Origin of the sequence: Streptomyces sp. Y2F8-2, assembly GCF_014905555.1 — a bacterium.
GTDB classification, from domain to species: domain Bacteria; phylum Actinomycetota; class Actinomycetes; order Streptomycetales; family Streptomycetaceae; genus Streptomyces; species Streptomyces cynarae.
Genome location: NZ_BNGS01000002.1, coordinates 301,100 through 314,319, shown reverse-complemented (window position 1 = coordinate 314,319; position 13,220 = coordinate 301,100). Strand labels below are relative to the sequence as shown.

Below are 13,220 nucleotides of genomic sequence, written 5' to 3'. Positions count from 1 at the left end.
CGCCGAAATTCTGAGAAGCGCCGAATTCATACCGATTCCAGCCGGAGTACACCGGGCCGGTGAGGATTGTCAGTGACGCGTGCTCTCATTGAGGGCATGATCGACGACTACGAAACCATCGACGAGTTTCTCGCACACGGCACGGCAGACGTCGAGGAGGCCGTGCGCAAGGCGGCCGCCGGCGAGATCATGCCCCGCTTCTGCCGGCTCGCCGCGCACGAGATCGACGAGAAGACCGGACCGCACGACCTGGTCACGGACGCCGACCGCAACGCCGAGGCCCACCTCACCGAGGTGCTCCCGAGGCTGCTGCCCGGCTCGGTCGTGGTGGGCGAGGAGGCGGTGCACGCCAACCCGGTGACGTACGAGGCCATCCGGGGCGAGGCCCCCGTCTGGATCGTCGACCCGGTCGACGGCACCCGCCAGTTCGTGCACGGCGACCCGGGGTTCTGCACGCTGGTCGCGCTCGCCCAGGGCGGTGTCGTACGCGCCTCGTGGACGTACGCCCCGGCCCTGGACCGGCTTGCCACGGCGGTGCGGGGGAAGGGCGCGTTCCTCGACGGCGAGCGCCTGCGAGCGGGCTCTCCCGCGGCGGGCCGCGACCTGGAGGTGGCCACGTCGCACCCCGACTACACCACGGACGAGGAGAAGCGCGCGCTGCTCGGACTGTGGACGGACGGCGTCCGCCCGCGCCCGTGCGGCTCGGCGGGCCTCGAGTACCTCAACATCGCCCAGGGTGTCCTCGACGGCACCGCTTTCTCCTGGGAAGCGGCGTGGGATCACGCGGCCGGGCTGCTGCTGGTCGAGGAGGCGGGCGGCGCAACGCTCACCCTGACGGGCGAACCGTTCCGGATCACCGGCGGCAACGCGCTGCCGTTCACCGCGGCACGGGACGAGGCCACGGCGCGCCGGGTCGTGGAGCTGCTGTCCGGCGCCGCCTGACCTTCCCATGTACCCGAGGCGTGTCAGACCTCCGGCATATCCTGATCTCCTGTGGCCGTCGGCTGACGAAGGAGTCCGAAGGTGCCGTCGATGCTCGATGCGGTCGTGGTGGGGGCGGGGCCCAATGGGCTGACGGCTGCCGTGGAGCTGGCGCGTCGCGGTTTCTCCGTGGCCGTCTTCGAGGCGCGCGACACCGTCGGCGGCGGCGCCCGCACCGAAGAGCTGACGCTGCCCGGTTTCCTGCACGACCCGTGCTCGGCCGCTCACCCCCTCGGCATCAACTCGCCCGCGTTCCGTGCCATGCCCCTCGAGCGGTACGGCCTTCAGTGGCTGCACGCCGAACTGCCGATGGCGCACCCCTTCCCCGACGGCACGGCCGCCGTGCTGTCCCGGTCCGTGGCCGAGACGGCCGCCTCGTTCGGCCCGCGCGACGCGGGAGCGTACCGACGGCTCGTCGCGCCGTTCCTGAGCCGCTGGGACACCCTGGCCCGGGACTTCATGTCCCTGCCCCGGACCGCGCTGCCCCGGGACCCGGTCACCCTCGCCCGCTTCGGCATCGTGGGGCTGCCCCCGTCCACCTGGCTGATGCGCCGCTTCCACGACGAGCGCGCGAAGACCCTGTTCGCCGGGCTCGTCGCCCACGTGATCGCCCCGCTCGACGGGTTCGCCACCGGCGCGATCGGACTGGTCTTCGCCCTCGCCGCGCACGCCCGCGGCTGGCCGGTCGCCCGCGGCGGCTCCCAGTCGATCTCCGACGCCCTCGCCGCGTACCTGAAGGACCTGGGCGGCACCGTCCACACCGACTACGAGGTCAAGCGCCTCGACGACCTGCCCCCGGCGCGCGCGTACGTCTTCGACACCTCGCCCACCGCGCTGGCCCGTATCGCCGGCCTCGGACGCTACTACGACGGCTACCGCTACGGCGCCGGCGTCTTCAAGATCGACTACGCGCTGGACGGCCCGGTCCCGTGGACCGCGAAGGAGCCGCGCGTCGCCGGCACCGTGCAGATCGGCGCCGACAGCGCGGAGATCGGCACCGCCCTGCGCGCCGCGTCCCGGGAGGGCCGCGCGCCGGACCGGCCGTTCCTCATCGCCGTGCAGCCCGGCGTCGCCGACCCCACCCGGGCCCCGGCGGGCAAGCAGGTCTTCTGGGTCTACGGCCATGTGCCCAACGGCTGGCGCGGGGACCTCACCGACGCCATGGAACGCCAACTGGAGCGCTACGCCCCGGGGTTCCGCGACCGCGTACTCGCCCGCGCCACCGCCGGCCCGCCCGAACTGGCCGCACGCAACGCCAACTACGTCGGCGGCGACATCGCCTCCGGCGCGGCGTCCGGCCTCCAGCTCCTGCTGCGCCCCAAGGTGTCCCTGTCCCCGTACAGCACCCCGCACCCGGCCGTCTTCATCTGCTCCTCGGCCACCCCGCCGGGCCCGGGCGTGCACGGCATGTCGGGACACAACGCGGCGAAGGCGGTCTGGCGGAGGCTGAGGCAGCGATGACCGCCATCACGCTGGTCAAGGGCGACATCACCCGGCAGAGCGCCGACGCGATCGTCAACGCGGCCAATTCGTCGCTGCTCGGCGGGGGAGGGGTGGACGGCGCGATCCACCGGCGGGGTGGCCCCGCGATCCTCGAGGAGTGCCGCGCACTGCGCGCCTCGAGGTACGGCAAGGGACTGGCCACGGGCAAGGCGGTCGCCACCACGGCGGGCGAACTGGACGCACGCTGGGTGATCCACACGGTCGGTCCCCGCTTCAACCCCCAGGAGGACCGGTCGGAGCTGCTGGCCTCCTGCTACCGGGAGTCGCTGCGCGTCGCCGACGAACTCGGCGCACGCACGGTGGCGTTCCCCGCCGTGTCCGCCGGCATCTACGGGTGGCCGATCGACGACGCCGCCCGCATCGCGGTGGAGACGGTCAGGGCCACGAAGACGGCCGTCGAGCAGGTCAGGTTCGTCCTCTTCGACGAGCGGGCGTACGAGGCGTTCGCGGCGCAGCTCCCCTGATCGACCGCTCGTTCCGGGCGAGCCCCGTCGAGGCCGCGCTGTCCTTTCCGGGGCCCTTGGGGATGGAGTGACTCCTGAGCGGGCAGATAGAAAGCATGGCATACGAGGCATTCCGGACACATCCCTCGGAGGGTGCACCGTGATCACCCATCCCGCTTATGGGACCGATCCCTGGTGCATCCGCGAGAGCGGGCTCGACCTGGACGTCCTGGCACAGAGCGAATCGGTCTTCGCCCTGTCCAACGGACACATCGGCTGGCGAGGCAACCTCGAGGAGGGGGAGCCGCACGGTCTGCCCGGCTGCTACCTCAACGGCGTCCACGAAGTGCACCCGCTGCCCTACGCCGAGGCCGGATACGGCTTCCCGGAGTCCGGCCAGACGGTCATCAACGTCACCGACGGCAAGCTCATCCGCCTCCTCGTCGACGACGAGCAGGTCGACCTGCGCTACGGGCGTCTCCTCTCGCACGAACGGGTCCTCGATCTGCGGGCCGGCGTACTGCACCGCGTCTGCGAGTGGGTCTCGCCGGTGGGAAAGGCCGTCCGCGTACGCTCCACCCGCCTGGTGTCCTTCACCCACCGGGCCGTGGCCGCGATCGCCTACGAGGTGGAGCCGCTGGACGACGAGGTGCGCGTCGTCATCCAGTCCGAACTCGTCGCCAATGAGCCGATGCCGCAGCCCAGCGACGATCCGCGGGTCGCCGCCGCCCTGGAATCCCCGCTACGGCCCGAGGAGCACCACGCCGAAGGGGCCCGGCTGCGCCTGATCCACCGCACCGAGCGCAGCGGACTGCGGGTCGCGGCCGCCGCCGACCACCTCGTGCAAGGGCCGGCATCCACGCAGACGGCCGGAGAGAGCGCGCACGACGTCGCCCGGTTCACCGTCATCGCCGACCTCAGACCGGGCGAGAAACTCCGCCTGGAGAAGTTGGTCTCCTACGCCTGGTCCTCGCTGCGCTCACTGCCGTCCCTGAGGGACCAGGCGGAGGCCGCGCTCGCCGAGGCGCGCAGCACGGGCTGGCACGGCCTGGCCGACGAGCAGCGCGCCGTGCTGGACGACTTCTGGGCCCACGCCGACGTGGAGGTCGACGGCGACGCGGAGATCCAGCAGGCCGTCCGCTTCGCGCTCTTCCATGTGCTGCAGGCCGCCGCCCGGGCCGAGCAGCGGGCCATCCCCGCCAAGGGCCTGACGGGTTCCGGCTATGACGGGCATGCCTTCTGGGACACGGAGACCTACGTTCTGCCGGTGCTCATCTTCGCCCACCCGCGCAGCGTCACCGCGGCGCTGCGCTGGCGCCAGGACACCCTGCCCGCGGCCCGCGCCCGCGCCCGGCAACTGGGCCTCGAGGGGGCGGCCTTCCCATGGCGCACCATCGACGGCGCGGAATGTTCCGGTTACTGGCCGGCCGGCGCCGCGGCCTTCCACATCAACGCCGACATCGCCCATGCCGTCCTGCGCTACGTCTCGGTCTCCGGCGACGAGGACTTCGAACGAGACACCGGTGTGGAACTCCTGGTGGAGACCGCCCGGTTGTGGCGCTCCCTCGGTCACCACGACTCCCAGGGCGGCTTCCACATCGACGGCGTCACCGGCCCCGACGAGTACAGCGCGGTCGCGGACGACAACACCTACACCAATCTCATGGCCCAGGAGAACCTGCGTGCCGCCGCCGATGCCGCCGAACGCCACCCCGAGCAGGCCGCCGCGCTCGGCGTGACCGAGGACGAGACGGCCGCATGGCGCACCGCCGCCAAGGCGATGACCGTCCCCTACAACAGCGCCCTCGGCATCCACGAGCAGTCCGCGGACTTCACCCGCCACCAGATCTGGGACTTCTCCCGCACCCGGCCGGAGGACTACCCGCTGCTGCTGCACCACCCGTACCTCCAGCTCTACCGGAAGCAGGTGGTCAAACAGGCGGACCTCGTGCTGGCGATGTACCTGCGCGGCGACGCCTTCGACGAGGGCGAGAAGGCACGGAACTTCGCCTACTACGAACCGCTCACCGTCCGTGACTCCTCCTTGTCGGCGAGCGTGCAGGCCGTCATCGCAGCCGAGGTCGGCCACCTGCGCCTGGCCTACGACTACCTCGGCGAGGCGGCGCTGATGGACTTGGACGACCTGGAGAACAACACCCGCGACGGCCTCCACATCGCGGCCCTGGCGGGCTCCTGGATCGCGCTGGTCGCCGGCTTCGGCGGCATGCGCCACCACTCCGGAACCCTGTACTTCGCGCCCCGGCTGCCCGACAGTCTCAGTCGGCTGGCCTTCTCGGTCCACGTTCGCGGCCAGTGCCTCCGGGTGGAGATCACCGACTCCCGGGCCACGTACACGCTCGTGAAGGGGGAATCGGTCCGGATCAGGCACTACGGGGAGCCGCTGACCGTGGCCGGCGACGCCGCGCAGACCCGTCCGGTGAAACCTTCGCCCCCCTTGCCGCAGCCTTCGCAGCCGCCCGGACGCCACCCCGAGCGCCCCCACTGACACAAAAGCCTCCTGCCGGCGCTCTGCGGGGCGGCCTCGACACGATCGCGGAAGCGGCAGCGGCGGCAGCAACGGCACCGGCGATCGGGGTAACGGCAGGTCGCTCCAACCACATGTCGGATTTCCGCCAGCCCGGCGCACTGCGGTGCCCGATGCTTGAGGCATGCGGAACGCGATGCACACCGACCGGGAGCGCTGTGTGCGCGCCGTCCAGTCCAAGGACGCGCGCTTCGACGGCTGGTTCTACACAGCGGTCCTGACCACGCGGATCTACTGCCGCCCCAGCTGCCCGGCGGTACCGCCCAAACCGGAGAACATGACGTTCTACCCGAGCGCCGCCGCCTGCCAGCAGGCCGGGTTCCGGGCCTGCAAGCGGTGCCGCCCGGACACCAGCCCCGGATCCCCCGAGTGGAACCAGCGCGCCGACCTCGTCGCCCGCGCCATGCGGCTGATCGGCGACGGCGTCGTGGACCGCGAGGGCGTGCCCGGCCTCGCCGCCCGCCTCGGCTACAGCACCCGCCAGATCGAGCGCCAGCTCCTCGCCGAGCTCGGCGCCGGCCCGCTCGCGCTCGCCCGGGCGCAGCGCGCCCAGACCGCCCGGCTGCTCATCGAGACGACCGGGCTGCCGATGGCGGACATCGCGTTCGCGGCCGGGTTCTCCTCGATCCGCACCTTCAACGACACCGTCCGCGAGGTCTTCGCGCTCTCCCCGAGCGAGCTGCGCGCCCGTCTGCCCCGGCGGACGGTGGCCGCACCGGGCGTCCTCAGCCTCAGGCTGCCGTTCCGCGCCCCGCTCAATCCCGACAACCTCTTCGGCCACCTCGCCGCCACCGCCGTACCCGGCGTGGAGGAGTGGCGCGAGGGCGCGTACCGGCGCACGCTCCGGCTGCCGTACGGACACGGCATCGTGGCGCTGAACCCGCGGCCCGACCACATCGCCTGCCGCCTCAGCCTCAGCGACATGCGCGACCTGGCCGTCGCCATCAGCCGCTGCCGCCGCATGCTCGACCTGGACGCCGACCCGGTCGCCGTCGACGACCAGCTGCGCACGGACCCGGTGCTGGCACCCCTCGTCGACAAGGCCCCCGGCCGCCGGGTGCCGCGCACCGTCGACGAGGCCGAGTTCGCCCTGCGGGCCGTCCTCGGCCAGCAGGTCTCCACGGCGGCCGCACGCACCCACGCGGCCCGCCTGGTCACCGCGCACGGCGAGGCCGTCGAGGACCCCGAAGGCGGCCTCACCCACCTCTTCCCGGCGCCGGAGGCCCTCGCCGCACTCGACCCCGAGTCGCTGGCGATGCCCCGCACCCGCCGGACGACCTTCACGACCCTCGTCCGTCAACTCGCCGAGCGATCCATCCACCTGGGCGTCGAGAGCGACTGGGAGGAAACCCGCGCCCGGCTGCTCGCACTCCCCGGCTTCGGCCCCTGGACGGTCGACGTGATCGCCATGCGCGCCCTCGGCGACCCCGACGCCTTCCTGCCCACCGACCTCGGCATCAGGCGCGCCGCGCAGGAACTCGGCCTGCCGTCGACCCCGGCGGCACTCACCGCACGCGCGGCGGCCTGGCGGCCGTGGCGGGCGTACGCGGTCCAGTACCTGTGGGCGACGGACAGCCACCCGATCAACTTCCTTCCGGTATAAGGACACACAGTGAAGCAGCACACGATCATCGACAGCCCCTACGGCCCCCTCACCCTGGTCGCCGACGACGGCGTCCTGTGCGGCCTCTACATGACCGACCAGCGCCATCGCCCATCGGAGGAGACCTTCGGAGAGCGGGGGGAGGGCGCCTTCGCCGAGGCGGAGGAGCAGCTGGAGGCCTACTTCGCGGGCGACTTGAAGGAGTTCACCCTCGAACTGCGCCTGAACGGCACCCCGTTCCAGCGCGGCGTCTGGGAGCAGCTGCGCCGCATCCCCTACGGCGAGACGCGCTCCTACGGCCAACTGGCCGACGCCCTCGGCAAGCCCGGTGCCTCCCGCGCGGTGGGCCTGGCCAACGGCAGGAACCCCATCGGCATCATCGTCCCCTGCCACCGGGTCATCGGTGCGAGCGGCGGCCTGACGGGCTACGGCGGCGGACTGGACCGCAAGCGCCGACTGCTGGAGTTCGAACGGGGATCGGCGTTGTTCTAGGGCTGCCTACCCCTCCCGGAGACGGTGCAGCAGAGCGGGCAGCGCGGTGCCGATCGGCTCCCGTACGACCTCGTCGGCCCGGTCGTCGTACGGCGTCGGCTCGGCGTTGACGATGACCAGCCGGGCGCCGTGGTCGGCGGCCAGGCCGGCGAGGGCGGCGGCGGGCTGGGCCTGGAGGTGACACATCCTGCTTGCAGCCGGGACGCCGAGGGCGTCGGCAGATCCGCTACCCCCGTTGGCCTAGCAGCGATGGTGGTGCGCAGCCGACTGCGTCCAAGCTCGTATAGCGAACCCACGGTGTGTGGGCGTAGAGCTCGGTGGGGTCGCCCACCGGCATCCCGACTCGGGCTCGGCCTTGTCGTGACCTCACCCGGACCTGTGCACCGCAGCCTGCGCCGCACGAACACCGGCTTCACGCCTGGGGCATGCGGCACGGTTCGGCACACACATCGGTTCTTGCAACCGCGAGGAGGATCATGGTGGCACTCACTGAGAGTGATCTGCTCGACGCGGGTGACGACCGCCTCGTGGAAGTGTTCGGTGCGAGCCCGGCGGGTGACATTCCCAAGGGTCCGTTGCAGGGCACCGGCATCGTGCGGTGGGGAGGCAGTTGGCTCGCACGTCCCCTCGCCTGGCTGGTGCGCACGGCCGTGTGGCGAGGCAAGGTCTTCGTCGCCGAGGGCTATCTGAGTAACCGGATGACCCCGTTCGATGTGCTCGCCGTCGTGGCCCAGGTCTACAAGGGGCCGAGCCTGATGGACGAGCAGGAGTGCATCGTCATCGACTACTCCAGAATGTCCCTTGTCGCCCGCGGGGTACGCGACGAGATGCGCCAGGTCGGCCAGGGACTGTACCTCGGTGTGGTCTGGCTGTTCGGGCTCAGAGTCGGCTGGTTCGCTCTCAGGGTGCCAGAGGTCGACCGCACACTTCCGAGGGCCGGGAAAACCGCAGCCGGGTAGCCGCAGCGGTGGGCCCGCCCCGTACCCGACGTGTCCGCGCCCGCCTCGGAAGGTGGCGGAGGGCCGGCCTTGAAGGCGGCCTCGGGAGGAGCTTCGCGGACGTGGCCATGCCCCTCGCCCGGCCGCCCGAGCCGACCACTCCAGTGACCCGAGCCGACCACTCCAGTGAAAGGTTCACCAGCGATGAGCTCTTCTGGCATGTCCGTCCGCAGGTCGGCGTCCGCTGCTCGCTTCCGGAGACGAAGGAGGAAGGGGCAGGCGCTGTGGGCTTCTGCCGCTGCAGCAGCCTCGGCGGCCATGGTTCTGGGCGCGGCGAACGTCCCGGCAGCGGCGCCGAGTGCCGGGTCCGGCCCGCTGCACGGCACCGTCACAGGCGCGGGCAAGCCGCTTCAGGGCGCCCAGGTCACACTCTTCGCCGGCTCCCGCTCAGGGGTCAGGGAGTTGGGCCGTGCGACGACCGACGCCGCCGGTTCCTTCGAGATCCCGTACGCTCGGCCCGCTGCCGGGGTGCTGTACGTGGAGGCCACACCGGCCGATGCCCGGCGACTGCGACTGCGCTCCGTGGTAGCGGTCGGGGAGGGCGGCGGGGCTCCCGCACGGACGGCGAGCCAGGTACGGGTCAACGAACTCACCACCGTCGCCGCCACCTACGCCCTGGCCCAGTTCACCGGGCCACACGGTATCGACGGGCCAAGCCCAGGGCTGCAGAACGCCGCGGCGACAACGTTCAACCTCGTCGACCCGGTCACCGGCAAGCCCGGCGGGGTGGTCACGGACGCCGACAACGGCACCACCAACGAAACCCTCGCCACTCTCAACACGCTCGCCAACCTGGTCTCCCTCTGCGTGTCGGACACGACGCGGTGCGAGAGCCTGCTCCGGCTGGCGACACCCCCCGGCGGCATTGCTCCCCGGGACACCGCACAGGCGGTGCTGAACCTGGTCCGCAACCCCACACTGTCCCCGGCGGGGCTCTACGACCTGGCGCGTACCTCGAACCACTACGCCCCGGCGCTCACCGCGCCGCCCACGGCCTGGATACTCGCGCTGCGTTACACCCAGCCCGACCTGTACGCCCCCGGTCGCATCGCCTTCGACGCCAAGGGCAACGTCTGGACGTCCAACAACTGGCTGCCCGGCACCCGGAAGGCGAGCCCCTATGTCAGCGTGCTCGACCCAACGGGTCGCCCGATCCTGGGCAGCCCGATCCAAGGGGGCGGCATGAAGGGCGGTGACTGGGGTGCCGCCGTCGCCCCCGACGGCACCGTCTGGATGAGCAGCTATGGGGGCAACTCGGTGGCGCATTACTCGGCCACCGGCACACCGCTGTCGCCTCCCGAGGGCTGGAGGAACGGCGGTCTCGTCCACCCGCAGGGAATCGCGGTGGACCAGCGGGGCAATGTGTGGATCGCGAACAACTACGGCCTGGCAACCGCCCCTGGCCTGGGCGACGTGGTCGTCTACCCGCACGGTGACCCGTCCAAGGCGATCAAGGTCACCGGCGGCGGACTCAACCATCCCTTCGCCGTTCAGATCGACGGCTTCGGGCGGGCCTGGGTCAGCAATGCCGGCCTCGGCGGCGCCCAGCTCGTGAACACCCCCCTGGCGCCTCTCATCGGCAAGTTCGGCGGCAGCGTCACCGTGATCGGGCCTGACTTCAAGCCCACGGCGAACTCGCCCATCGAGAGCGGCTCATTCAAGTGGCCCCTGGGCATCGCCATCGACTCCAAGAACAACGCCTGGCTCAACAGCTACTTGAGCAACGCGGTCACCCAACTCGCGCCGAACGGGAGCGTCGCAGGCGTGTACAAACTGCCCGAGACGACTCTTCCCTGGTCGGTGGCCGTCGACGGATCCGACCGGGTGTGGGTCGCCGGCTTCCTCACCCCGGGGGTGTGGACGCTGTGCGGCGCCACCACCAGTGCCTGTCCGCCCGGCAGCACCACCGGCACCATCCTGTCACCCCCGCAGGGCTTCAAGAACAAGGCGATCCAGCACCTCACCGCAGTGCAGATCGATCAGTCCGGCAACGTCTGGCTGGCCAACAACTGGTCGCACATCCTCCCACCCACCGGCGGCACAGGGCTGGTGGAACTCATCGGACTCGCCACCCCGGTCTGCACACCCCTGACCCCCGTCCCGACGCGACCCTCCTCGGCAACCCCCACCCCCTGCACCAACCGGATCACGGCAGCCGATCCGCCCACCGGCGAGCAGACCGGCACCGACCCCTCCACGGTGCAGCCGGGGGGCACCCTCGGCAGCCTCACTCCGGAGCGGCGCCCCACTGTTCACTGAACAAGCCCAGCAGCTTGGGGAGCGCGGTGCCGATCGGCTCGCGGATGACCTCGTCGGCGCGGTCGTCGTACGGCGTCGGCTCGGCGTTGACGATGATCAGCCGTGCGCCGTGGTCGGCGGCCAGGCCCGCGAGGCCGGCGGCGGGTTCCACCTGGAGGCTGCTGCCGACCGCGATGAACACCGTGCACGCCTTGGTGATCGCGACGGCCTCGCCCAGCACCTCCGGGTCCAGCCGCTCACCGAACATCACGGTCGCCGACTTCAGGATCCCGCCGCACTCCAGGCACGGCGGGTCGTCCTCCCCGGCGTCGAGCCGGGCCAGCGCGTCCTCCATCGGGCCGCGTGCGCGGCACCGCGTGCAGACCACGCTGCGGGCGGTGCCGTGCAGTTCGAGCACCTTGCGGGCGGGCATCCCGGCGAGTTGGTGCAGCCCGTCCACGTTCTGCGTGATCACCCGCACGGGCACCCCGGACCGCTCCAGCTCGGCCACGGCCCGGTGCGCGGCGTTCGGCTCGGCGTTCAGGGCCTGGTTCTGCCGCCGCATCCGCCACGAGCGCCGCCGGATCTCCGGATCGCCCATGTAGTACTGGTACGTCACGAGCTTCTCGGCCTCGGGGTCCCGTCGCCACAGCCCGTTCGGTCCGCGGTAGTCGGGGATACCGGAGTCTGTGGAGATACCGGCGCCGCTGAGGACGGCGACGAGGGGCTTGTCCATGGACCCGAGAGTAGGGCGCCCACCCGCTCCGGACGAACGGATATCCGAAGCTCTCGCGCAGAGGGGTGTGTGCCGCTCACCGTCGTGGCGGACGGCCGGGGCTCGTCGGCAGCATCGTGTGGGTGACCAGGTAGTCGGCGACATCGCTACCTACCGCCAGCCCGTCGGTGAGGTCCCAGCGGTAGTGCACTCCCAGCCAGAGCCGGCTCAGCGCCTCCTCCCGGGCGGCCTGGCCGAAGCCGGTGAACGAGCGGTTCACCGTGAGTGCGTGCGGGTCCTCGGTGTGCGCGGTGAACGAGACGTTGTCACGGCCGAAGAAGTGCCGCATGGCTCCCGCCCACGCAGCCGCGAGGCCGGCGTGCCCGGACGTCCAGGAGGGGAAGCACGGCGTGAACGGCGCCCCCGAGCGGTCGGCGCTGAGAGGCTGCCAGGTCGTGTTCGCGCCACCCAGGGCGTGGATCGCGGTCACCGGCCGCCACAGCCTGATCGGGGTGTCGTACTTGGTGTCCCACACCGCGATCATGGCATCCGCCATCGCCAGCGACACCAGCGCGTACAAGCGGCTGGTCTCGTACGTGCCGAGCCGGAGCTTTCCGGCGACGATCCCGGTCAGCTCGAGCAGCTGGCCCGGGGGTTTGTAGGTGCCGTCCAGGTCGTTGGCCCAGAACCAGGCGGCGGCCGTCTGGTCGGGGGTGCGCTCGGTGGAGTCCACGGCACCGAGCCGTCGTACCTCCTCGACCTGCGCCGGGTAGTCCGGGCGGGCCAGCACATCGGCGTAGGTGGCACCCAGGGCGGCAGGCCGGAACTGCGAGCCCCGCCGGAGCACGAACGGCCTGACCATGCCCCAGTAGGGGGTGACCGCGTCGCTCGCCTGCCGGCAGCTGCCACCGGTCGGTCGCCAGGCTCCGGGCGTGGTGGTGTCGCCGTTGTAGACCGCTGTGTTCTCCGAGCCGTCGCCTGCGCGGGCTTCGTCGATCTGCCTCACCACCGGGTCGACCACAAGGCGGTCGAGCACGTCGAACGAGCCGGGCGCGGAGCCGGTCCGGGCGGTGAACCGGGCGTCGATGTAGGCCTGGTCGCCCGGGAAGAGCTGCGAGATCATCCGGTACGCCGTGCGGTCGATCAGCCGCTCCTCCTCGTCCGGACGCCGCCGCGGCCCATCCGCATACCTGAGCGGCCGGTTGAGGTACGGCTGGTACCTCATGGTTCCGTACGTGTACTGGTAAGCGCTCTCCGCGTTGTAGATCGCCGCGTGCACCATCGCGGCGGCCCGGGTGAGCCTTCCCGGTGAGGCGTCCATGCCCCGGGCGTCACGGAAGGTCTGCAGCAGGACGCTGTCCCAGTACCGCGTCGGGTCGTCGTCATGGTTCTGCGCCGCGGTGGCCGCGGGCTGTGCGCCGGCGGCCACCGGGCTCAGCCCGGCGAGCAGGCACCCGGTCACGACGGCGGTCCCCAGCCGTCCCAGGCGCCTGCCGACAGGGGACTTCAAGCGCGCGGGCTCGGACTTCGCCGCCGATCGCTGACTGTGCTCGGGATCAAGGGGCACGGCATTTCCTCTCCACGTTGGTGATCACCAGCGGGAGCGTAATGTCGAGCAGATCAGCAGAAAGTAGGACACGCCATTATTTTTGGTGGATCATCCTTTAATGTGATCTTTATATGAATATGTCCCTGTCTGTGC

The 13,220-nt window shown here is 71.4% G+C and carries 10 protein-coding genes and 1 pseudogene; 8 read left to right on the top strand and 3 right to left on the bottom strand.

The genetic code is table 11. The features are described 5' to 3' along the window. Nucleotides 1–96 precede the first annotated feature (96 nt). The 6 genes from SY2F82_RS06770 (at nucleotide 97) to SY2F82_RS06745 (ending at nucleotide 7,567) form a co-directional block, all read left to right on the top strand. Entirely contained in the window at nucleotides 97–942 is an 846-nt protein-coding gene (locus SY2F82_RS06770) for an inositol monophosphatase family protein (protein WP_200418039.1), read from the top strand. A gap of 90 nt (nucleotides 943–1,032) precedes the next feature. Beyond that, entirely contained in the window at nucleotides 1,033–2,442 is a 1,410-nt protein-coding gene (locus tag SY2F82_RS06765; RefSeq protein ID WP_200418038.1) for an NAD(P)/FAD-dependent oxidoreductase, read from the top strand. Then, nucleotides 2,439–2,948, top strand: coding sequence for an O-acetyl-ADP-ribose deacetylase (locus SY2F82_RS06760; protein ID WP_200418037.1), 510 nt, complete (start codon nucleotides 2,439–2,441; stop codon nucleotides 2,946–2,948). The genes SY2F82_RS06765 and SY2F82_RS06760 overlap by 4 nt, the downstream gene beginning before the upstream one ends. Nucleotides 2,949–3,087: 139 nt before the next feature. Then, nucleotides 3,088–5,433, top strand: coding sequence for a glycoside hydrolase family 65 protein (locus SY2F82_RS06755; protein ID WP_200418036.1), 2,346 nt, complete (start codon nucleotides 3,088–3,090; stop codon nucleotides 5,431–5,433). 175 nt (nucleotides 5,434–5,608) lie between these two features. Then, on the top strand, nucleotides 5,609–7,075 hold the full coding sequence (locus SY2F82_RS06750; protein WP_200418619.1) for an AlkA N-terminal domain-containing protein: 1,467 nt from the start codon (nucleotides 5,609–5,611) through the stop codon (nucleotides 7,073–7,075). Between the two features lie 9 nt (nucleotides 7,076–7,084). Further along, nucleotides 7,085–7,567 carry a methylated-DNA--[protein]-cysteine S-methyltransferase gene (locus SY2F82_RS06745; protein ID WP_200418035.1) on the top strand — a complete coding sequence of 161 codons (483 nt, stop codon included), beginning with the start codon at nucleotides 7,085–7,087 and terminating at the stop codon, nucleotides 7,565–7,567. Between the two features lie 6 nt (nucleotides 7,568–7,573). On the opposite strand, the pseudogene SY2F82_RS06740 reads toward SY2F82_RS06745, so the two are convergent. Then, nucleotides 7,574–7,744, bottom strand: a pseudogene (locus tag SY2F82_RS06740) (NAD-dependent deacetylase); the annotation flags it as partial. 299 nt (nucleotides 7,745–8,043) lie between these two features. Between SY2F82_RS06740 and SY2F82_RS06735 the strand changes: the two are divergent. After that, a complete protein-coding gene (locus tag SY2F82_RS06735; RefSeq protein WP_236041234.1) occupies nucleotides 8,044–8,526 on the top strand; it encodes a hypothetical protein in 483 nt (160 codons plus the stop codon). A 297-nt stretch (nucleotides 8,527–8,823) separates the two neighbouring features. Further along, a complete protein-coding gene (locus SY2F82_RS06730; RefSeq protein ID WP_200418034.1) occupies nucleotides 8,824–10,824 on the top strand; it encodes a hypothetical protein in 2,001 nt (666 codons plus the stop codon). Here SY2F82_RS06730 and SY2F82_RS06725 read toward each other — a convergent pair. After that, on the bottom strand, nucleotides 10,793–11,539 hold the full coding sequence (locus SY2F82_RS06725; protein ID WP_200418033.1) for a Sir2 family NAD-dependent protein deacetylase: 747 nt from the start codon (nucleotides 11,537–11,539) through the stop codon (nucleotides 10,793–10,795). The genes SY2F82_RS06730 and SY2F82_RS06725 overlap by 32 nt on opposite strands. A 76-nt stretch (nucleotides 11,540–11,615) precedes the next feature. Further along, on the bottom strand, nucleotides 11,616–13,028 hold the full coding sequence (locus SY2F82_RS06720) for a vanadium-dependent haloperoxidase (protein WP_200418032.1): 1,413 nt from the start codon (nucleotides 13,026–13,028) through the stop codon (nucleotides 11,616–11,618). Nucleotides 13,029–13,220 lie beyond the last annotated feature (192 nt).